Source organism: Microbulbifer variabilis (assembly GCF_052467165.1).
In genome coordinates, this window is record NZ_CP174301.1 from 1,128,194 (window position 1) to 1,150,074 (window position 21,881).

Consider the following 21,881-nt stretch of genomic DNA (forward strand, 5'->3'; position numbering starts at 1 on the left):
ATCAATTTGGTTAGCTGGCCCCTGGTGTTGTACCTTGGATCAGTGCCTTTCATCTACTCTTATGTCACTCTACCGTTCTCCTCTTGAGGGGATGGGGCTCTTAGAAATTTGGGTTCTAATGCAGTTCTTAAGCTGTTGGCCTGCAGAAGCCTGTTCAATTACAGCTTACAATATTGATAAAAGGCTATCGATTTTACGCAGCTTTGATGTTAAAGGAACTTAATGAAATATAATGGGTTAATTTTGGCGCCTATATTTCTATATGCGCACGCTTGAAGAATCAAACAGCCTATAAATGGGCCTCTAGAATTCACAAAGCTGCGAGTACTCTAAATGTGATAACGAATTGCTACTGGAAGAGTATCAGTTTCTTTTTTAGATAAAGTAAATGGAACTAAAGCTATTTGGAGCTGAACGAAACACGAGATTTACAGTAGTATCTACGCAAATTTATTTGGCAGCAATAATTAATCGGCGATCGGCTTAAAGAGATGTAATTGTTTATTAAAGTGCAATGGGAGCAAAGGCGTATTTAGATTGCTCCCAATCCCTGATTAACGTATTAGTTTCTTATGAAATTTCAGGTGTTTCTTTAATAGCGCGTAAGTCTCCCCATACCTCAAGAAACTGATGCCGCTCTACCTTTCGGCTTGTAGTGAGTGTCAGTAGAGAATCGATACCTACTTCAGTAAAAAGTGACTTAATAGCATCTTGTTCTTTTTGATTGGCGCGCTGGTAACATTCTTGCAAGCGTTGTAGCAGATAAAAACGGTAAGGCAGTACGTGTGTTTTTAAGCGGATACCTCTCCAAGTAAACTCAGCCTGCCCAATTGTTCGAGCAGTTGGGTTATCCATACCATTGGTTCCAGCTTTTAAGGTGGTGTGCTGATCCAACCAACTATTAGCAAACTGGATATGCGCTTTTAACTCCGGCAAGTACTCTATAGCAATATATCGCATTAAGGCCTTTAAGGTCGGTGGGAGACATGCTGGGTCAATAAGGGGAGAATTTGACTCCATATGTTCTACCCAACAATCCTCAGTTGTATTCATACGCTCCACCCAGCGGGCAACTATAGGGGCGTGTTGCCGCATCAACATTCCGGGTACTGGGTCCCGATACAAGTGGGCATATAATGGTCCCATTAGTGCATAGTCACCTAAAGTAGGTTGATGTCCCAATAGATAGGGAAATTTCTTTAGATGGTGAGAGAAAAGATCAAGGAACTCTTTGTAGGATGCCTCAATCAAAGCTGCACTCTGTTCCGATACTCCAAAGCCTTGGCAGGCTTTCCGCATACGGTTGCTGGCAAAGCCGAACAAACTATTTTCTGTTTCCTCGTCAGCATTGGGAGGAGCGAGTCCCGCTACAAACTCGTTCTTGAGATACTGCAGGTTCTGGGTATCAAAATTCCAGCGATAATGCATCGCGGGCCGCAGTAAGCCTTCTCCGCCAAATAGTTCGAATAAGTACGAGATTACCTGTAAAACAGTGCTGGTCGGGTAGGCGGGGTTGTGAGTACTATTTTTCCGTTCAAAGTACTCAATAATATCTGAGCTGTCCTGAATTACTTCGCCGTTTGGCGTTTCTATGGCGGGCATAATAAAGCGGCCCAGCACAGGAAGTAGTTGCTGGCTATAGTGATCACTATTGACACCGTACTCTTTAAAATCAATCCCTTGCTTACGCAGATAGCTACGGGCCTTGGCGGTATAAAGGGAGGCAGCCATACCATATAACTTATAGGTTTCGCTCATCTAGTGCTCCTAAGATTCTCGGATCAAACGCGCTGAAAGTAAACTGTCTACAGACGGAGTGGGGGTATCGCTATCACTTATCTAGAGCTAGCTACAGGTACATCCGGTATTTGGGCTCTTGAGTATATTGTACAGCTACGTTGTTGGAGCTGATAGATGACTCAGGGAATAATCAATTGTTAAAATGCGAAAATTTGTGATGCGCTGATCATTTCTGGCATAAAGCTTGCTCCTCATTGATTGTCAGTGATCGCAGACATACCTTACGTTGGAAATTGTGAAACCATAGAGGGAGCTAGCTATGTCATCGTTACATTTATCATCTCATGCTATACCACTTAGGGTTCCAGATTATTGCTGCTTTAATTTAGGCTCGAACTCTGACTATGAATATGAAAGTTATAAAATAGCACTACTTAAAAAAGGTATTGTACTAATACGGTTGGGCTTCCCAGATGATTCAGCCGAAATTATGAAGAATATAATCAGTACCATAGGCTTAATTCATGAACATGATGGAAGGGGGCGCACAGTATGGGACGTTAGGATTGGTGGAGAAACAGGAGATGAGGCACTTGCAATATCGCATAGCGACCGGGAATTTAATCTGCACAATGATGGTGCCTTTGAGCAGGAAATGCCAGGGTACTTCGGCCTTCATGTGGTGAGAGCAGATACTCTTGGAGGAGGTGAAAGTGTTTTGGTATGTGCTGATAGGATTATTGAGAGCCTTAGCGAGAGAGCTTTTCAAGTACTTTCAAATAAGAGATTTAGATTAAGAGTGCCAGAAGAATTCCATAAAAAAGCCAGCTTTATTGAGGCGACCCTAATTGATGAAAGCCATGGGTTTAGATATAGGTATGATATTATCGAGCGAAGCCTTTGTTCTAAGGATGAGCTGGAGGCATTATGTGAACTTGAGCTGAAGATTTCGCTGCCACACAATATGTTTAGATTTCATTTGGGTGATAATCAAATATTATTGTTGGATAATCGGCGTTATCTTCATGCTAGGACCAAGATAAAGGATAAGAAGAGGCACCTTAAGCGCATACGCTTCAATATGCCTGCTACTTTGAGGGTTGCTTAGCGAGTGGCGATAGAGATAATTTTAGTTGGTTTGCTTTTAATATTGATTGCAGGCTTATTCCATGGAGCATTGGGCTTTGGCTTTCCAATGCTCTCAACCCCCATTCTGGCCCTGGTCTATGATCTGAAAACTGCTGTTATTTTAACGATGGTACCTTCACTGTTGGTGATAGTATCAAGCTTATATAAATGTAGGAGTTTTCAGATTGACTTATCTAAATATAGTTTGGTTATCCTTCTTGTTTCGTTGGGAAGTTTGTCGGGAGCATGGCTGTTAACATGGGTTAACCCTGATATTCTAAAGCTGTTACTCGCAGGGTCCATATTAATTTACCTGTTCTCTGGAGTCTTGAGAAAATACTTATCTGCGTTATCGAAAAGACCACAGTTTTTTGCAGTTCTAATGGGCCTGTTGGCAGGATTAATAGGCGGCGCTACAAATGCTATCGCGCCACTTCTTATGATCTACCTGCTTGAAATGACCAAATCCAAGCTGGAAATTATTTTTGTCTCAAATATCTGCTTTTTTATCGGTAAGTTGATGCAGCTTGCGATTCTTTCTTTGTACCTAACCTATAACGAATTTGAATTTATTCCGTTATCCATAATAACTATTGCTGCCTATTTAGGGTTGGTGGTAGGTTTTAGGTTACAGACTAGAATTGATAGCGATCGATATCGCTCGATGATTCGATATGCTTTATCTTTTTTTATGTGTTTGCTGGTCTATCAAGGGGTGGTAAATTTGGTATCTATTGAGGCAGGAGTGACATGAAACCATGGAGAAGAGGATATCTACAACGCCATGAGTTAATTGATAAGTGGGGCTGCATCTAGCCCCATTATTAATTTACATGTAAAAGCATTACCCTACTTTCCCTGTGGTACCTCCAGTAAACTGCAATCCCTTAATCAGTAAGTCCAATATACGATATGTGTGTTGAATATCGTCTTCACTGCTGGTGACAGACAGGTTGCCGATCGCGCGTAATAGATCAAAGGGATCAACCTCTTCCTGAATTTCTCCGGATTTCATGACTGCAGCGAGTAGTGTACTCAAGGCCGGTTCGAAATTTTCACGGAAATAGGCTGGCAGTGCTTCGAATGCAGGATCACCGGAATGGAGGGCTGAGGCCAATCCTTTTTTAGCAGCGAGAAAATTAACATAGCGCTTTAACCAGAGGGTTAGCGCTTGCAGCGGACTCTTTTCAGCAGCAAGGGTGGCGGCTTCCGCAGCGCAGTCATCCACTTCTCGACGGAATACGCTGGCCACCAAGTCTGACCGCTGCGGGAACCTGCGGTACAGGGTAACTATACCAGGGTACCTATACCCACGCCGGCTTTAGCGGCAATCTCTCTGACGGGTGCATTCACGCCTGAAATTTGAAATACCTCTTTGGCTGCCTCCAGTAACGCATCCTCATTACGCACTGCGTCTGCGCGCAAGGCGCGCTTATTTTGGGCCTTTTGGTCTTTCACCTGTTTCCTGTGTGTTGCGGATTCGTTTTCTGATGAAAATTAATAGCTTGGGCCTTTCCTCTGACAACTCCAGAAAGGCGTTACCGTTGGCAGCGTCCGATTGGTTAATCTTCATGTGACTTCAATACGGTAATCTATTTGACATAAGGAGCTGTCTAATCCCTATGGAGTCATCTTATGCCTTCTTCTATTAGGCAAAGACGTATTAGTCTGGACATTGCGACATATTTTTCGATTTAAGGTGTTAACTATTGTTTTTTTATGAAGATGTCGTCAAGAAGTCATGGCTTGGCCATGTTGCCTGCCCGTTCTTAGGGCTGCATGGGTTGAAAACGAATATTTCCGAGCAGCTCTTACTGGCTGGTTATGGGGGGCCAGTTTTTAATGAGTCTTTTGTAAGTCAAATTGTTAATGAAGGGATTTTGTGGCCGTAGGGGAATTAGCTAAAGGAATTAGGTCGGCTGATACCTTTAAGGGGGAATAACACATATAGTAGAAATAATACTTGGGTTGGGGCGAGTAGGGTTAGTTCAGGTAGCTAAGTTTCTGTAAGGCGATCATCCTCTCAAATGGCTTTAGTAATCTTTGAAAATCAGTTTTTTGTTCAAGCAGTTGCATTGCCTGGACAATACTTTCAATTGTTGATAAACCATTTGATATTGAGGTTTTTCGAATTGTGTAATTGGACTTTAAACCACCGCTGAGATTGACTCTGGGAAGGGTTTGAAGTTGAGGGTTTAAGTGGAGAATCTTCTTAGACTTTTTCCAGGTAGCATCAATAACTATCAGCTGTGTAATTACCGGTTGTTGGTTGTTGTCACTGTCGCTTATAAAGGAATCGATATCCAAGTCAATATTATCGGGTAGCCAACCTAGGGATGGGTATAGGAGCGCTGAAGGTGTGTCGAGAAGTGTATCCAGTTCTGAGCCTGAGAGCTTCTCAGCAATGATCATCTCACTGTTACTGAGGCAAAGATGCGCCATACGCCCGGTATTAAATGGGTGCTTCCCCTCTAGAGGGTGCTGTATGATCAGCACCTTTATGGTATTAGCTACCTTTACCAGAGCGGTACAGTAGCACGCATTCTGTGGGCGCAGGCAGGTATCACAGGTTTTTCTGGGCATTTCTTTTCTACATCATGCAGGCGGAATTATGACGTTAACACAGCCTTCCTATCGGGCTCAGTGGTTGTCAGATATTGAGATACCACTGGCGAATAAATTTTATCGCATGCATGGCTTTCGAGGCAAAGCTAGGCGTTATGAGGACTGTGCCGTGGTGCGGGATGAAAAGGGGGAGATTGTAGCCTGTGGCTACTTAAGGGGGTACGACACCTTCAGGCTGCTTGCTGGGGTTTCGGTGGCGCGGGAGCACCAGGGCAGGGGAGTCGCGCGCAGATTGTTGGAGTTAATGGCGAAACATTTCGATCAGGCTACTTATGCATTTCCCTATACCCACTTAGAGCCCTTCTACTTATCTTTTGGCTTTGATCGAGTGGACGCTGAGGTGTTAGTGGAGCCTGTCAAGGATCTATATCACAGCTATCTAAAGCAGGGGCGTGGAATTTTAGTAATGACGCATAGGTGAGCAGCTTAATAGTGCCTTCACTTTTAGGGTTGAGTAGTTGCTAGAACTGGCTAGCCTGAGCACCCTTGTATTTCAATGAAATTTATACCTTTCTAAGCCTTCACTCCCCAATGGCAGGCAGTTCATTAGATATTAACTCTTGAATCTAAGGCGAGAGTAGGGCTAAGCACTCAGGGTTAACCATCTTATGGACATGCAAAGCAGGGTTACTTGATATATTCGGTGCTGCCTGGTGGTTTCAGGCCCGACTATTGGGGGTCTCTATTCGATAAAGCCATCATTTCTTTGGGATTTTGGTACTGCATAGGCACCTGTTTAGTTTGATTTTTGATCAAGTTGGCTGCATTTCATTCTTTTTAGTGGTATGAAGCGGGCTTGAGTGCTCACCCCGCTAACCACAGAAGCTGTTTGATGAGAGGGGGATACTTGTTTGATTTCGATAGGCAGGAAGGGAGTTAGCTGCCTTAAAGGCAGTCTCACAGTGAATTTGTGAGTGTTTTCTGTTTTTTATTTAAAGTAGTTGTTCCTTGTTATTGAATCACGCCAAGCCGGATAAAGCGATGAGAGGTCAAGGCAGCCTGTGGCGGAGTGAGTGTTCTGTAGTCAACTTTATCTTTAGGTGTCATGAGTGGAAGGTATAAGATTTAGAAATCTTATAACTCTTTACTTTGAAGGGTTAATTTTTATGGAGGTGTTTTACCTGTAAGTTGTTGGCCGGATCGTATAGAATGGTCCTTTTATGTGATGATCATATGTTCCTTCAGGTTAGGCTTTCCGGGTTCAATCCACTTAATGCCGTTCAATTTTTGTTTGGTTTATGGTGGGTACGAATTAGCTTTAGCCTGCTCTGAGCGACCTAAAATTATAAGCGCTCGCACCACCGATGGGTAAGCTTGCGATATTTTGGCTCGAAGAGGTTCTTGCTCGTTCAAAACCGCTCTTCTAATTACTGAAATATCTACTTTTATAGTGCTTTTTCGGGAATCTGCCGAACAGCGAAAGGGAAGGTTGGCTCTCTTTGATAGCAAAATACTACTATCGATCAGCTTCTTTTGTGTATGGGGGTTGCAATGCCCAAAAGCAATGGCAGAATGCTCGGTTTTGTACGCCAAGGTCCTAAGATATAAATTGTTATTCTTGCGGCAAGTAAAAATCAATCAAAATAAGGTAATTAACAGTGACTAGCGCCAATCATTCAAGTAGTGCACCAGGGAATGATGAAATTGATATAACTGCGTTGGTTCAGGGATTGTGGGGTCAAAGGTGGTTGATAGCGATAGTAACACTCGTGGTTACCTTGGGGGCTGCCCTATATGCGTTTCTTAGTAAGCCAGTTTACGAGGCGCGTATTGGTGTATTGCCGCCTGTGCTCAGCGATATTACTGGATTTAATATAGCGCGAAGTGAAAACACTGGGCTTGCCCCCTTCTCAGTGACTGATGTTTATTCTGTATTTACTCGTAATCTGCGTTCTGAGGGGAGCCGCAATCAGTTTTTTAAAAATGTGTACTTGCCATCCCTTGATAACGAACAACGCTCTGGATCCCGGGATGAGCTATACAAAAAATTTGGTAAGTTACTGAAAGTCCAGCTCCCAGCTAAAGGTCAGATAGCCCACACCGTCATCGTTAAGCACTCCGACCCACTTAAGGCTGCTGATTGGGCTCAGTACTACTTGGATCAAGTTACTCGACAATCTACTGCCGAGGTGTTACGTAACACACAGAGAGAAGTCGAAGTGAAAAGCAAGCAGATCCAGGGGGAACTAAATACTCTGAGGAAGTTTGCAGAGATCCACAAAAATGATCGTTTAGCGAAGCTTAGAGAAGCTTTGACTGTAGCTGAGGCCGTAGGGTTGGAGGCTCCCCCGGTTATCGGCGGACAAATTTCCCAACAGTTATCGGCCTTTATGAATGGCGACCTAATGTATATGCGTGGCACTAGAGCATTGCGTTCTGAGATTGAGGTTTTGGAAGGCCGTACTGCGGATGAGCCATTTATCCCCTCGCTTCGCTATTTGGAGCAGCAGCACACCACCCTCCAAAATGCTCTGGCCCCCTCCATGAACGTTAGTGTTTCTCGTTTAGATGGCCCGATTGAAATACCTGATGCCCCCGTTAAACCAAGAAAAGCGTTGATCTTGGTATTAGGAGTGCTTCTTGGTGGAATGCTTGGCTTTTTGATCGCCCTGGTTCGTCTGATGTTAAATGGGTACCCAAATAATTCCCAAGAAAGCGTTAGCCTTGATGGTTTAGTTTCGGCTGGCTCCCGATAAGTGTTGGCGTGCTTGGTGGCTCCTGTTAACTTCTAATTTTCTTGATTTTTGGCCCTTACGTTATGCAAAAATTGGATGAACTGAGACTAGCTGTTATTGGTCTTGGCTATGTTGGTTTGCCGTTGGCAGTGGAATTTGGAAAGTGCCGTACGGTGATTGGGTTTGATGTCAATCAGACCCGAGTTGATGCGCTAACCGCGGGTCATGATGCAACTATGGAAGTTAGTGATGACGACCTTGTGGCGGCAGAGGGGTTGCGCTTCACTACTCATTTGAGCGATCTGGCAAAGTGCAATGTTTTCATTGTTACGGTCCCAACACCAATTGACGAGCATAATACGCCTGATCTCACTCCTCTTATCAAGGCCTCACATTCAGTTGGGAAAGTACTTAAGAAGGGCGACATCGTCATTTATGAGTCGACGGTTTATCCGGGTGCAACGGAGGAAGATTGTATTCCGGTGTTAGAAGCAGCATCTGGCCTAAAATTCAATATTGACTTTTTTGCTGGGTATAGTCCAGAGCGGATCAATCCTGGGGACAAGGAGCATCGCTTAAGTACAATTACAAAAATCACTTCAGGGTCAACATCAGAAATTGCTGAATTGATTGATTCTTTGTACCGGCAGATTATTACCGTAGGCACACATAAGGCAGAAAGTATCAGGGTTGCAGAGGCTGCAAAGGTAATTGAGAATACTCAGCGCGATCTTAATATTGCGCTAATAAACGAACTCGCGCTTATTTTTAATAGAATGAATATCGATACTGAGGCTGTTTTGAGGGCCGCGGGCACTAAGTGGAATTTTTTGCCGTTTCGACCAGGCTTGGTAGGCGGCCACTGTATAGGGGTGGACCCTTATTATTTAACCCATAAGGCTGAAAGTATTGGGTATCATCCAGAAATCATCCTTGCTGGACGGCGCTTAAATGACGGGATGGGGGCTTATGTGGCGTCTCAACTTGTCAAGGCAATGCTTAAAAAGCGTATTCATGTTGATGGTGCCCGTGTATTGGTAATGGGGTTGACCTTCAAAGAAAACTGCCCAGATTTGCGTAATACTAAGATAGTAGACATTATTCGTGAGCTGGCGGATTACAATATTAAAGTGGATGTCTATGATCCTTGGATAAATGTTGAAGAGGCACAGAGTGAGTATGGAATTATACCGGTGCTGGAGCCTACAAGTGATGCTTATGATGGAATAATTCTCGCAGTAGCACATAGCGAGTTTAGGGATTTAGGTGTTAGCAAAATCCGACGTCTCGGCAAGGCTGAACATGTTCTTTACGATCTCAAGTACCTATTAAGTTGCGAAGATTCGGACTTACGGCTGTAATTCCAAGTTCAATTACTTTATGTATGGGACACCTAGGAAATAATGATGAGTTACCACTTTTGAGTGGAAGCTCTGTGACTAAATTATTAACTCACTTTCTCGAATGAATCCATGACGCGTTACGAAACTATATTACAAACACTGCCTGACTCCCCAAAAAGATGGTTGATTACTGGAGTAGCTGGCTTCATCGGTTCTAACTTATTAGAAGCTCTTCTTCGGCTCGATCAATATGTAGTTGGTTTGGATAATTTTGCGACAGGGCATCAGCGAAATCTGAATGAGGTGCGTGCTTCGGTCAGCCAGGAACAGTGGGAGCGCTTTAGATTCATTAATGGTGATATACGCGATCAAGAGGACTGCCATAAGGCATGTAGTGATGTAGACTATGTTTTACATCAAGCTGCACTTGGCTCGGTACCTCGCTCACTTAAAGACCCTGTTACTACTAATCGAACAAATATTGACGGTTTTCTAAATATGTTGGTGGCCGCGCGCGATGCGAAGGTAAAGAGTTTTACCTATGCGGCAAGTAGCTCTACTTATGGTGACCACCCAGGATTGCCCAAGGTTGAGGATATTATTGGCAAACCGCTGTCACCTTATGCAATAACCAAGTATGTCAATGAGTTGTATGCCGAAGTTTTTGATCGTGCTTATGGATTTGCAACGGTTGGCCTTCGTTATTTCAACGTGTTTGGTAAACGCCAAGATCCAGAAGGGGCCTATGCTGCCGTGATTCCTAAATGGGCTGCCGCTATGATTAATGGTGGCGATGTATTCATTAATGGTGATGGTGAAACTAGTCGCGATTTCTGTTTTGTTGAAAATGCTGTTCAGGCGAACCTGCTCGCAGCTACCGCTGAAGCTGATTCGAAAAATCAGGTTTATAACGTAGCTGTAGGTGCTAAAACAAGCTTGAATCAACTATTCGTTTATATTAAGGAAGCCCTTGCAGATCATAATATTGCCTATAACAAGCAGGTAATCTATCGTCAGTTTCGTGAAGGTGATGTCCGCCACTCCCAAGCAAACATCGATAAGGCAATAACTAAGCTTGGTTATTGCCCAAAATTTAGTATTCAGGAAGGTATTTGGCGAGATATGCCATGGTACATTGAGTTGTTTAAATAACTTATTGTGCTTAGAATAACGGGTGATTTTTGGATTTGCAAAAAGCCTTTTATATCTTCTTGGCGCTGGTCGTTTCAATGTGAAGACTTTTGGTTAAGAGAATGAGTAAAGGAACGATAATTTACGTTGGCGGCTTCGAGTTACCTGATAGAAATGCCGCTGCCCACCGTGTTATTGCGAATGGCAAGATCCTGCGTGAACTTGGTTACGAGGTTGTTTTTATAGGCGTTGATAGCTCTAGGGTGGCCGGCACAGAGCTTTTGCGTAAAGACTTTTTTGACTTCGAATGTTGGAGTGTTCCCTACCCTAGGAGAGTTGTGGCATGGTTGAGATATATCCTTGGTTTGAGTTCGATACTTAAGTTTCTAAAAAAATATCCCTCCAACAGTCTTGTAGGTGTGATTTGTTATAATTATCCTGCACTGGCTCAAGGTCAAATAAAACTAATTTGTAAGCGCACTGGTATAAAAATAATCGCCGATGCTACGGAGTGGTATGATGCTGGCGCAGGAAATTTTACACGTCAAGTGATAAAATTCTTGGATACATCGGTGCGAATGAATTTTATTCACCGCCTAGCCGACGGCATATTTACTACGAGTAAGTATCTCACTGATTTCTACGTATCCAAAGGGAAAACAGTCGTTGAGCTCCCTACCTTATTTGATGTAAGCAGATTTCCTTCGCCACCTCATCGCGGATGCTCTTTTCGCAAAAAGTTTATATATGTCGGCTCTCCCTTTGATGTAGACAGAGTGAACAAGGAGCGAAATAATCTTAAGGAACGCCTCGACGTATGTGTTGAAATTTTCCATAAATTATATAGTGAGGGGGAGGATTTTTACTTCGAAATTTATGGGATTGAGTTAGAGGATTATCTTCGAGTGTTTCCTGAGCACTCTGCTAAGTTGCTCGATATGGCAAAATGTACAGTTTTTAAGGGAAGGCAATCTAATCGATTGGTTTTGCAGCGTATTGCTGAGTCTGATTTTAGTATTTTTTTTCGTGATGAAACACGGGTAACATTGGCCGGATTTCCCTCAAAACTAGCGGAGTCAATAACGTGCGGCACGCCAGTAATTTCAAACAAAATGATTTGCCTTGATCGATATTCCGATAGTGACGGCCTATTTCTTGCTGATCGCGGTGATGAACTCTCTTTAATAAAAAGATTGATGTCTTTATCAGCGTCCGAAGTCAACACTATCAAGCAGCAAGCTTATTTTTCGCGAACTTTTGATTATGGGAATTATCTGGATATGGTCTCTGAGTTCATTACAGAGGTGGAGGTTTGAATGAAGGTGCGTAGATTGCTTAAAGTTTTTACAGCACCGCTAAATATGCTACATGCCGCGTTGTTTCCCACGTCCTATGCAAGAAAAATTGGGGTTGAACTAAAGGGTTTTGTAACCATATACGGCTCTAGTTATTCAATGTTCAGTTCAGAGCCTTACCTAGTGACTTTGGGGGATAATGTTTATATCAGTATTGGTGCAAAATTCGTTTGTCATGATGGCTCAACATTGCCTTTCCGGAAAGATATTCCTGACCTTGAGCTGGCAGGGAAAATTCATGTAGGCGATGATGTGTTTATAGGTATGGGAGCGTTGATTTTACCGAATGTAACAATTGGCAGTCAGTGTATTGTGGGGGCCAATTCTGTTGTAACTAAAAGTGTTCCTGATGGATCCATTGTTGCCGGAAATCCAGCAAAGCAGATCGGTACGACAGAAGATTTTTTGGTTCGAGCTCAAAGGAAATCACTGAAAATTGGACATTTAACTGGCCGCGAAAAAGTTGCGGCATATAAGGATCTGTTTAAGATAAAATGAAGATCTTTAGTTATCGATACCTCCCTCTTAATATATACATTGGGTATTCCTGCTTCGTCATATTAAGTTTGACGTTAGGACCAATTGAATATAAAGATCTTGATTATTTTGTTCTGATTCCTTTCATAACAATTTTGGTGCTTCTGTTTGCTTTTGGTTTTATATTGGGGGCTAGAGGGGAATATCGGATAGATTCATTTAACCTAGATGTACGCTCTATCTCTGCTCAGAGAGTCTCCTTCTTCATTAGCACACTTTTGTTCTTCGCTGTGATAACTTCCATTGCGCATTGGTACTCCTTTCTCGCCTTAGGTGGTAAATTGAACCTTGGGGACATCGGTGCAAATTATGTAAAAGGTTACGAGGGGTATGAGCGTGGACAAGCTCGAGTTGATATTTTTTATATTTTGAATATTTTTGGTCAAGCTTTAATCACTTTGGCTTTATTGTTTTCTATCTATTATTATCGAACAATGGGTTTGCTTGCCAAGAGTGCTTTTTGTTTCATACTGATAACTTTTATTTTGGTTAATGTGGTTGGAAGTGGTAAGCAGAAATATTTGGGTGATATAGTAATATTTACTTTTTTCTGTATGTTGATCAATTTTGCAGCCAAAGGCAGGAAGTTGAATTTTCGAACTTTTTGTGTTTTTGGTTTGATCGGATTATGTGTTTTCTTCCTTTTCTTAGAGATTCTTCGGCAGCGTTACCTTGCTGCAGGTATTGGACTTGATAATATTCACTTGAAAACGCATCCCTTGATTGAATGGGATGAGAGCTCTTTGTTTTTTAACCTTATAGGTTCTGAATATACGCTAGCACTAGGCATTTTTCTAGGTTATTTTTCAAACGGGCTTTATGGGTTGTATTTAAGCCTAAATTTGCCATTCGAGTGGTCTTATTTTGTTGGGAACTCCTACTCTATCGGTAGGATTGTAGAGATAGGTCTCTCTACAGATGGTTTTGTCTTAGAGCAGACTTACCCATATCGTGTAGGTGAAGTTTACGGCTGGGGGTTTGATAAGTGGCATTCTTTGTTTGCATGGCTTGCCTCTGATATAACTTTTATTGGTGTTCTATTTCTTACTCCAATTTTTTCATTCTTATATGCGAGGCTTTGGTTGCAGGCAATAAAAGCTAGTAACCCTTTTGCTGGCCCATTGTTTATATACTTTTCCATGGGATTGATATTTAGCTATGCCAATAATCAACTTATGCATGGGTTGGCTGGTGTAATGGTGTTGCTAGTCTTATTCGTAGGTTGGTTTTTTTCGCGAAATTTATCTTTTCATAACTTTCTGCCTGGCAAAGCTCTCTGTCAACGTGAGGAATGAAGTGAATAGGTACTGGAAGTTTCTTGTAATTTTCTCGCTTATTCTACTGGGCAAGTTGAGCGGGTTCTTTAAGGATGTATTGATAACGTTTTATCATGGAGTTTCTGTCGTTACAGATGCGTATTTCCTGTCAAATTCTTTGGCTTCCTTACTATATATGGCTGTCTACTCGGCAATACCTATATTTTTAGTGCCAATGTACTCGCGTTTATTGAATAGGGGCGATATTTTAGAGGTAAACAAGGAACTTTCCTCTGCTATATCTTTCTTCTTTCTACTTTCCGCATGTATTGGCGTTTTCGTATTTAGTTTTGGGGGGGGGATGTTGGACATGGTATCAGCTTCAGTCGATAGCCGTGTTAGGGCTCTTTCCGTAAGCTATTTGTGTATTATGTCCGCGACCTTTGTTTTTTCAAGTTTGGTCTCATTTTTCAATTCTCTACAGACCGTCAACAAAGTTGTAATTCCTTCCTATATTGTGCCTGTTTTTAATAATACTTTTTTTTGTATAGGGTTATATTTTTTTAATGGTGCAGCCGAGTTCGATAAGGTTTTGTTGCTTGGTGCCCTGGCTTGGGTGTTGTTGTTACTTATAAATTTCTTTATTTCACGTAAGAGCTTTTCATTTGTAGGTGGTGCTGCGTTTTCTTACTTTTCTGATAAGAAATTTATGCTTCTGTTTTTGCCGGCGGTTACTGCTTTCTATATAGAGCAAATAAATGCATTTGTGGGGGTATACTTCGCGTCGGACCTTGGAGTAGGGGCTATATCATTACTTTCTTACTCAAATAAACTTAATCTGATATTTCTCTCAGTATTTTTGGTTTTTTTAACTGCATCTATTTTTCCCCGTATTGCAGCAGTTTCGACGAAGGAAGGTCAGGCTGAATTGTTTCGCTATCTCACACGATGTGTTCGATTAGTTGTCATTCTTTCAGTCCCTGCTGTTATTTATATGGGCTTCTACGCAGAAGAAATTGTAGAGCTCTTATTTCAGCGTGGTAATTTTGGAAGGGATGATACTGTTAAGCTTGCCTCAGTCTTTTCTATCATATTAATCGCCCTTCCTTTTTGTTTGCTTAGAGATATTATGAATCGTGTGTTTTTCTCATATGGAGATACATTGATACCGGTTTTTGTTTCATTGTTTGCTTTGTTTATTAATGCATCGTTTAGTTATGTGCTTTCTCAAAATTTTGGATTGGAGGGGTTGGTTTCTTCAGTTGTGATATCAACTGTTTTCAATAGCTTCGTTATGATTTTATTGGTGCAACGTAAGATCAATTCTGGGTTAATTATACCTTGCTTGCACTATGTGATAATAAGTTGTTTTTGTGGCATTGTAGCTTATCTATTTCTAAGCTGGCTCCATGGCCAGTTTTTTGAGTATTGGTGGTTTTTATCTATTCCCTTTACTCTCGTTTATTTTCTTTTGATTTCTGTTTTAATGTTTTATAAAAAGATTCATTATTATGTTAGTTTTATATTGCGAAGACGTTTTGCGTGATAAACGTTATCCTTTGCATCTTTAATTCTTAACCGCTGCTCGGTGGTTCTCTGGCAATTTGGTATGTTAGGTTGATGTTGGTTTAAATGCCTAGAGAGGTAGTTTTAGTAAAGAGGTCAGAGAATGAATTTAATCATTATAGATAGAGTAATAGTTTTTTTGGCTAGTTAGGGGTGGAGTAATGAGGGTATTGGTTCTTGGTGCCTCGGGAATGTTAGGGAATGCTGTAATAAAAGTTTTTTGTAAAGATTTATCTCATGAGGTGTGGGGGACACTTCGTAGCGCCTCTGCCTTGCATTTTTTTTCGGAGGACCAGCGGAAGAGGCTATTGGTTGGCGTTGATGTTCTGGATAATGATGCGTTAGTACAGGCACTAAATACAGTACGTCCAGACGTAGTCATTAACTGCGTTGGGCTTATCAAGCAGCTTGCAGATGCTAATAATCCCCTTTCGACACTACCAGTAAATTCGATATTCCCGCATCGCCTAGAGCGGCTCTGTGGGCTTTCCGATATTCGAGTGATTCATGTCAGTACCGATTGTGTTTTTTCTGGCCGTAAGGGGAGATATAAGGAAGAAGATGTATCGGACGCGGAAGATTTATATGGAAAGTCCAAATTCATAGGTGAGCTCCGTGATTCGCCGCATGCGATTACTCTCCGAACTTCTATTATCGGACATGAGCTGGGGTCAAATATGGCGCTTGTTAATTGGTTTCTCTCTCAAACAGACCAAGTGAGAGGGTATTCCAAGGCAGTTTTTTCTGGTTTGCCGACTATTGAGTTAGCTTTGGTTATTAAGGATTATGTGATCACTCGGCCGGAACTTAGTGGTCTTTTTCATGTTGCTTCAGCGCCTATCAGTAAGTATGAGTTACTGTGTTTGATTGCAAAGAAGTATCAGAAGTCTATTGATATAGTGCCCGACGAGCGCTTAGTGATTGATCGATCTTTAAATTCTGAACTTTTTCACCAGGCTACAGGTTATATTCCACCTACTTGGCCAGAATTAGTTGAGAGAATGTATAAAAGCAGTGCTAATTTGGTTACTTGACAGTCAGGAGAAATCTTTCGATTGTAAATTTTTTCTGACCTCGAAGGTAGATTTTATTGAAGTGAAGTAAGTGCTCAGGCAGCTTGCTTTTGAATTGAATGGTTATGTGGGTTTCAATATATGTTTGATGATAAGGTTTTATTGATAACGGGAGGTACGGGTTCATTTGGTAATACGGTGCTCAGGCGCTTTCTGAATACTGGAGTTCGTGAAATACGTATTTTTAGTCGCGATGAAAAGAAACAGGAAGACCTGAGAATTAATCTGTCTAATGACAAGGTCAAGTTTTACATTGGCGATGTTCGGAACTATGACAGTGTTGCCCAAGCTATGATTGGCGTTGATTATGTCTTTCATGCGGCAGCTTTAAAGCAAGTGCCTTCCTGCGAATTCTACCCAATGGAAGCAGTGCGCACTAATGTTATGGGGACAGAAAATGTGCTGAATGCAGCAATCGCTACCGGTGTTCAACGGGTCGTAGTACTTAGTACCGATAAGGCGGTCTACCCAATTAATGCTATGGGTATTTCCAAAGCTATGGCAGAAAAGCTAATGGTTGCCAAATCGAGGATGATTCCTGTATCAGGTCCAGTTATTTGTGCTACTCGTTATGGAAATGTTATGGCATCCCGTGGGTCAGTGATTCCTTTGTTCGTTAACCAGATCAAGAGCGGAGCTCCATTGACAATAACTGATCCTAATATGACTAGATTTTTGATGTCGTTGGAAGATTCGGTAGATCTTGTCTTGCATGCGTTCGAGCATGCTGAACAGGGTGATCTTTTCGTGCAAAAAGCTCCAGCTTCCACGGTAGAGGTTCTGGCGCAAGCTCTTAAAGAACTATTTGCTTGTGAAAACAAAATAAAAGTCATCGGTACCCGACATGGTGAAAAGCTATACGAATCTCTAATTTCCCGAGAGGAAATGGCAAAATCTGTAGATATGGGACGCTATTACCGAATCCCTGCTGATAACCGGGACTTAAACTACAAGAAATATTTTGTCGAGGGTGAGAGAGATATTACCGGACTAGATGATTATACGTCACATAATACAGATCGTCTTAGCGTTGAACAGGTTAAAGATGTACTGTTGAGTTTAGATTATATTGGAGAAGCTCTTAATGCTTAAGGTAATGACGCTCGTTGGAACTCGCCCAGAGCTGATTAAGATGAGCCGAGTTATTGCTGAACTAGATAAGCAAGTAGATCATGTACTTGTTCATTCTGGGCAGAACTACGATTATGAACTCAACCAAGTATTCTTTGATGAGCTGGAAATTCGAAAGCCGGATCATTTTCTAGGTGCTGGTGGTGCGACTGTTGCACAGACTATAGCTGATATTATCAGTAAGTCTGACGCTGTTTTTGAGCTTGAAAAGCCTGATGCTGTGCTACTTTATGGTGATACCAATACTTGTTTAGCTGTTATAGCCGCTAAGCGGCGAAAGATACCGGTATTCCACATGGAGGCTGGTAACCGTTGCTTTGATCAACGAGTTCCTGAAGAGTTAAATCGCAAAGTTCTAGATCATTTGAGCGATATTAATATGGTGCTAACTGAACATGCGCGCCGTTATCTTATTGCGGAAGGTATTCGCCCTGAAACTATAATTAAAACTGGCTCTCATATGGCGGAGGTGCTTGATTATTATCTGCCAAAAATTCAAGAGTCTGATGTTTTGGCGAGAATGTCGTTAATAAAAGGTAAATTTTTTATTGTTAGTGCTCATCGTGAAGAAAATGTAGATAGTCCTGAGAACCTTAAGGATCTTCTCGAAACCCTAAATGCATTAGCAGACTGCTACCAATATCCGGTTATTATCTCGACCCATCCTCGTACTCGAAAACGTTTAGAAGATCTAGGTGTTCAGTTGGATCACCCGTTAATTCAATTTATGAAACCGTTCGGTTTTCTGGATTACATAAAGTTGCAAATGTCTTCATGTTGCGTTTTATCTGACAGTGGAACAATTACGGAAGAGGCATCTCTTCTTAACTTGCCAGCTATCACGATTCGTAATGAGCATGAGCGGCCTGAGGGTATGGATGTAGGCACATTAGTTATGAGTGGGCTCAAGCGAGATCAAGTGCTAGAGGCTGTAAAAGTTGTTACCAGCCAGCATAACCATTCTCAGCAGACGATACCCACTGTTGCTGATTATAAGGGTGGGCCGGTCTCAATTCAGGTAGTACGAGTCGTTTTGAGTTATGTTGATTATATCAACCGCACTGTATGGAGGAATGGGTAACACATTTGATTTTAAAAGATGTTTACCTGTTTCAATAATGGATCGCATTATCAAGTCTTAAGGTTCGGGTGGTAGGGTTTATATGAAGAAGCGTTTGCTTTTTGTAGTCAATGATGCAGCTTTTTTTATCTCTCATCGGCTACCTATCGCGCTTAATGCTAAGCGTTATGGTTACGAAGTAAGTATCGCGAGTATGCCGGGGCCAGCTGTTGATGAAATTGTTAAATATGGTTTTGCTCATTTTGAGCTGCCATTAACGCGTAGCGGAAAAAATCCACTATCAGACTTTAAACTTATATTTTCTATTTATAAATTGTACCGCCATTGGAGGCCAGATCTTGTCCATCTGGTCACTATCAAACCAGTTATTTATGGAGGTATTGTAGCACGTCTTGCTGGCGTGCATGGGGTGGTGGCTGCAGTCTCTGGTCTTGGTTCTATTTTTATCGCACGCGGAATAAAAGCTTCATTGGTTCGTATGAGCGTAAAATGGCTTTACCGTCTGTCTTTTGGAAAGAAGAATCTACGGGTGATATTCCAGAACCCGGATGACCGAGATATGCTTCTTGATTTTGCTGGACTTGATTGCGATAAAGTCGAGATGATCCGAGGAGCGGGAGTAAACCTTGCCCACTACCCAGTTATGCCTGAATCAGATGGCCCGTTGACAGTATCACTTGCGGCTCGTTTACTAGTGGACAAGGGAGTTGGTGAGTTCATGGATGCGGTACGCCTTCTCAAGCAGCGAGATGTTAAAGCGAGATTTTATTTGATTGGCGATACGGATCCAGGTAATCCAACCAGCATTTCACATGAGACCCTGAATAAGTGGCGGGATGAGGATATTGTTGAGCTTTTAGGATTCCGAGCGGATATAGCAGAGTTATTCGCCTCTTCTCATATTGTAGTTTTACCTTCTTATAGGGAGGGGCTACCTAAAGTATTGCTAGAAGCAGCAGCATGCGGTCGTGCGATAGTAACCACAGATGTTCCAGGATGCCGGCATGCTATCGAACCGGGTATTTCAGGGGTGCTAGTGCCTGTGCGCGATCCGGTTGCACTGGCTGATGCTATACAGGCTCTTATTGGGGATGCCAAACTGCGACGCGACATGGGACTTGCAGGAAGAGACTTAGCTGAGCGCGAGTTCGCCCTTGAACACATTGTCAGCGCACATATGGAAGTATATAAGAAGTTGGAGTTAAGTATTTGAAAGATCGAGTTAAGCAGAAATTACTAGTAACCGGTGCGACTGGGTTTGTTGGAAATGCGCTTTTAAAACGCCTAGTTGATGATGGCCGTTTTACCTTGCTAGCGGGAGTCCGCCGAAGCAATACATGTAATTTTCCCAGTGTAGAGCCGGTGCCAATGGGAGACATTGATGCCGGTGGAAACTGGCTTAGTGCTTTACAAGGGGTTGATCAGATACTTCATACTGCGGCTCGCGTGCATGTTATGCACGATAGTTCATCAGACCCACTTAATGAGTTTCGTAGAGTTAATGTGGATGGCACATTGAACCTTGCTCGTCAGGCGGCTAAGGCTGGTGTGCGCCGCTTTATATTTATCAGCTCAATTAAGGTAAATGGTGAAGGTACATTGGAGGGCGGAGCTTATTGTGCTGATGATAATCCGCAGCCAGTGGATTTCTATGGTATTTCCAAGATGGAAGCGGAGCAGGGATTACGCGCATTGATGGATGAAACTGGAATGGAGGTTGTGATCATCCGACCACCAATGGTCTATGGGCCGGGTGTGAAAGCCAATTTCCTTACAATGATGCGTTGGCTACATAAGGGCGTTCCTTTGCCTTTTGGAGCTATCTATAATCGGCGTAGTTTGGTTGCCTTAGATAATTTAATTGATCTACTTGTGACCTGTGTCGATCATCCTGCTGCTGCTAATCAGACTTTCTTGGTTAGTGATGGTGAGGACCTATCGACTACTGAATTGTTACGTAGATTGAGTATCGCCTTGGGTAAGCCATCATACTTATTGCCTATACCGAGCATAATTTTGGAGGCTGGAGCGGCAATTTTACGTAAGCGGGCTCTCTCTCAGAGACTGTGTGGTTCGTTACAGGTTGATATAGATAAAACTCGTGATTTATTGAGCTGGAACCCGCCGGTTGGTGTTGATCAAGCATTGCGAAATACGGCCAAGCATTTTTTGGAGCAGCAATTCAAATGAGTATCTGGTGGTTACTGGTGGCAGTGGCTGGCGTTTCACTATTTATGACCGGGGCCTTGCGCCGTTATGCCTTAGCTCGCAGTTTGGTTGATATCCCGAACGCGCGTAGTTCACATATTTCACCAACGCCTCGTGGTGGTGGAGTCGCCTTTGTGTTCGCCTTTCTGGGAACCTTACCGCTTTTAACCTTAGTTGACATAGTACCGTGGACTATGATGTGGGCGCTGTTGGGAGCAGGTATAGGTGTGGCCGTGATTGGTTTTCTAGATGATCATGGCCATATTCCCGCACGTTGGCGACTACTGGGGCATTTTGCTGCTGCTATTTGGGCATTGCAGTGGTTGGGTGGGCTGCCCCCACTGAGCTTATTTGGTATTACCTTGAACCTGGGTTGGCTTGGCCATGCTCTGGCAGCGATCTATTTAGTGTGGATGCTGAATCTCTATAACTTTATGGATGGTATTGATGGTATTGCCAGTATTGAGGCCATTTGTGTATGCCTAGGCGGGGCGCTATTGTATTTTGGGCTTGGCTTTTCGGGCTCTCTACAAACTTCCGACTGGGTCATTCCGGTGCTATTAGCAGTTTCGGTGGCAGGTTTTTTATTTTGGAATTTCCCACCTGCACGTATCTTTATGGGGGACGCTGGCAGTGGCTTTCTAGGTATTACTTTGGGAGTGTTGTCCTTGCAGGCTGCCTGGGTGGCGCCACAATTATTGTGGAGCTGGTTAATTTTGCTTGGGGTTTTCATACTGGATGCAACCTGGACTTTAATGCGTCGCTTATCGCGTGGAGAGAAAGTGTATGAGGCACATCGAAGCCATGCCTATCAGTTTGCTTCACGTCGGTTTGGAAAGCACTTACCGGTGACTCTGTCGGTGCTAGTGATTAATTTGCTTTGGTTACTGCCGATCGCATTGTGGGTTGGGTTAGGAGAACTGGATGGTGCCTTAGGTTTGCTCATTGCTTATTTTCCGCTGTTGGTACTGGTGGTGAAGTTCAAGGCAGGGGAGCGGGAGTAGAGGATGCACTTTACTGTATCTAATTTAC

21 protein-coding genes are annotated in these 21,881 nt (G+C 42.7%); 17 read left to right on the forward strand and 4 right to left on the reverse strand.

Going from position 1 to position 21,881, the window contains the following annotated elements:
• Positions 1-570: 570 nt before the first annotated feature.
• A complete protein-coding gene (locus ACJJIP_RS04920) occupies positions 571-1,758 on the reverse strand; it encodes a glutathione S-transferase (protein WP_444946339.1) in 1,188 nt (395 codons plus the stop codon).
• Positions 1,759-2,059: 301 nt separating this feature from the next.
• Here ACJJIP_RS04920 and ACJJIP_RS04925 point away from each other — a divergent pair, with 301 nt between their 5' ends.
• Positions 2,060-2,848 (forward strand): TauD/TfdA family dioxygenase, encoded by a 789-nt coding sequence (locus tag ACJJIP_RS04925; RefSeq protein ID WP_444946340.1) that lies wholly within the window; start codon positions 2,060-2,062, stop codon positions 2,846-2,848.
• A gap of 3 nt (positions 2,849-2,851) precedes the next feature.
• Positions 2,852-3,622, forward strand: coding sequence for a sulfite exporter TauE/SafE family protein (locus tag ACJJIP_RS04930; RefSeq protein ID WP_020411348.1), 771 nt, complete (start codon positions 2,852-2,854; stop codon positions 3,620-3,622).
• Positions 3,623-3,712: 90 nt separating this feature from the next.
• Here the strand turns inward: ACJJIP_RS04930 and ACJJIP_RS04935 are convergent, their stop codons facing one another.
• Together ACJJIP_RS04935 and ACJJIP_RS04940 are read right to left on the reverse strand one after the other, a co-directional pair.
• Positions 3,713-4,120, reverse strand: a complete 408-nt coding sequence (locus ACJJIP_RS04935) for an SbtR family transcriptional regulator (protein WP_020411347.1) — start codon at positions 4,118-4,120, stop codon at positions 3,713-3,715.
• A 38-nt stretch (positions 4,121-4,158) separates the two neighbouring features.
• The gene (locus tag ACJJIP_RS04940) at positions 4,159-4,326 is read right to left on the reverse strand and encodes a hypothetical protein (RefSeq protein ID WP_353376127.1); all 168 of its coding nucleotides are present in this window, start codon (positions 4,324-4,326) and stop codon (positions 4,159-4,161) included.
• 251 nt (positions 4,327-4,577) lie between these two features.
• Here ACJJIP_RS04940 and ACJJIP_RS04945 point away from each other — a divergent pair, with 251 nt between their 5' ends.
• Entirely contained in the window at positions 4,578-4,760 is a 183-nt protein-coding gene (locus ACJJIP_RS04945; protein WP_444946341.1) for a hypothetical protein, read from the forward strand.
• Positions 4,761-4,851: 91 nt separating this feature from the next.
• On the opposite strand, the gene ACJJIP_RS04950 is transcribed toward ACJJIP_RS04945, so the two are convergent.
• Positions 4,852-5,451, reverse strand: a complete 600-nt coding sequence (locus ACJJIP_RS04950) for a tRNA-uridine aminocarboxypropyltransferase (RefSeq protein ID WP_353376128.1) — start codon at positions 5,449-5,451, stop codon at positions 4,852-4,854.
• A 28-nt stretch (positions 5,452-5,479) separates the two neighbouring features.
• On the opposite strand from ACJJIP_RS04950, the gene ACJJIP_RS04955 reads away from it, so the two are divergent.
• The 14 genes from ACJJIP_RS04955 to ACJJIP_RS05020 all read left to right on the forward strand — a co-directional run bounded on the left by ACJJIP_RS04955 (position 5,480) and on the right by ACJJIP_RS05020 (position 21,853).
• Positions 5,480-5,914: a GNAT family N-acetyltransferase gene (locus ACJJIP_RS04955; protein ID WP_353376129.1), complete on the forward strand. Its 435-nt coding sequence runs from the start codon at positions 5,480-5,482 to the stop codon at positions 5,912-5,914.
• A 1,177-nt stretch (positions 5,915-7,091) separates the two neighbouring features.
• Positions 7,092-8,189 (forward strand): LPS O-antigen chain length determinant protein WzzB, encoded by a 1,098-nt coding sequence (locus ACJJIP_RS04960; protein WP_353376130.1) that lies wholly within the window; start codon positions 7,092-7,094, stop codon positions 8,187-8,189.
• A gap of 62 nt (positions 8,190-8,251) precedes the next feature.
• Complete coding sequence (gene tviB, locus ACJJIP_RS04965; protein ID WP_353376131.1) at positions 8,252-9,529, forward strand: Vi polysaccharide biosynthesis UDP-N-acetylglucosamine C-6 dehydrogenase TviB; 1,278 nt, start codon at positions 8,252-8,254, stop codon at positions 9,527-9,529.
• 111 nt (positions 9,530-9,640) lie between these two features.
• Positions 9,641-10,663 (forward strand): NAD-dependent epimerase/dehydratase family protein, encoded by a 1,023-nt coding sequence (locus ACJJIP_RS04970; RefSeq protein ID WP_444946342.1) that lies wholly within the window; start codon positions 9,641-9,643, stop codon positions 10,661-10,663.
• A 101-nt stretch (positions 10,664-10,764) separates the two neighbouring features.
• The gene (locus ACJJIP_RS04975; RefSeq protein WP_353376133.1) at positions 10,765-11,958 is read left to right on the forward strand and encodes a glycosyltransferase family protein; all 1,194 of its coding nucleotides are present in this window, start codon (positions 10,765-10,767) and stop codon (positions 11,956-11,958) included.
• Positions 11,959-12,495 (forward strand): acyltransferase, encoded by a 537-nt coding sequence (locus tag ACJJIP_RS04980; protein WP_353376134.1) that lies wholly within the window; start codon positions 11,959-11,961, stop codon positions 12,493-12,495. It begins immediately after the preceding gene.
• Complete coding sequence (locus tag ACJJIP_RS04985) at positions 12,492-13,829, forward strand: hypothetical protein (protein WP_444946343.1); 1,338 nt, start codon at positions 12,492-12,494, stop codon at positions 13,827-13,829. The genes ACJJIP_RS04980 and ACJJIP_RS04985 overlap by 4 nt, the downstream gene beginning before the upstream one ends.
• 1 nt (position 13,830) lies before the next feature.
• Complete coding sequence (murJ, locus tag ACJJIP_RS04990) at positions 13,831-15,336, forward strand: murein biosynthesis integral membrane protein MurJ (RefSeq protein WP_353376136.1); 1,506 nt, start codon at positions 13,831-13,833, stop codon at positions 15,334-15,336.
• Positions 15,337-15,517: 181 nt separating this feature from the next.
• Complete coding sequence (locus ACJJIP_RS04995) at positions 15,518-16,390, forward strand: dTDP-4-dehydrorhamnose reductase family protein (protein ID WP_444946344.1); 873 nt, start codon at positions 15,518-15,520, stop codon at positions 16,388-16,390.
• 120 nt (positions 16,391-16,510) lie between these two features.
• Positions 16,511-17,521: a polysaccharide biosynthesis protein gene (locus ACJJIP_RS05000; protein WP_353376138.1), complete on the forward strand. Its 1,011-nt coding sequence runs from the start codon at positions 16,511-16,513 to the stop codon at positions 17,519-17,521.
• Positions 17,514-18,641: a non-hydrolyzing UDP-N-acetylglucosamine 2-epimerase gene (gene wecB / locus ACJJIP_RS05005; RefSeq protein WP_353376139.1), complete on the forward strand. Its 1,128-nt coding sequence runs from the start codon at positions 17,514-17,516 to the stop codon at positions 18,639-18,641. The genes ACJJIP_RS05000 and wecB overlap by 8 nt, the downstream gene beginning before the upstream one ends.
• A gap of 82 nt (positions 18,642-18,723) precedes the next feature.
• Positions 18,724-19,854 carry a glycosyltransferase family 4 protein gene (locus ACJJIP_RS05010; RefSeq protein WP_353376140.1) on the forward strand — a complete coding sequence of 377 codons (1,131 nt, stop codon included), beginning with the start codon at positions 18,724-18,726 and terminating at the stop codon, positions 19,852-19,854.
• Entirely contained in the window at positions 19,851-20,831 is a 981-nt protein-coding gene (locus ACJJIP_RS05015) for a UDP-glucose 4-epimerase family protein (protein WP_444946345.1), read from the forward strand. Before ACJJIP_RS05010 ends, ACJJIP_RS05015 begins: the two co-directional genes overlap by 4 nt.
• Complete coding sequence (locus ACJJIP_RS05020) at positions 20,828-21,853, forward strand: MraY family glycosyltransferase (protein ID WP_353376142.1); 1,026 nt, start codon at positions 20,828-20,830, stop codon at positions 21,851-21,853. Before ACJJIP_RS05015 ends, ACJJIP_RS05020 begins: the two co-directional genes overlap by 4 nt.
• Positions 21,854-21,881 lie beyond the last annotated feature (28 nt).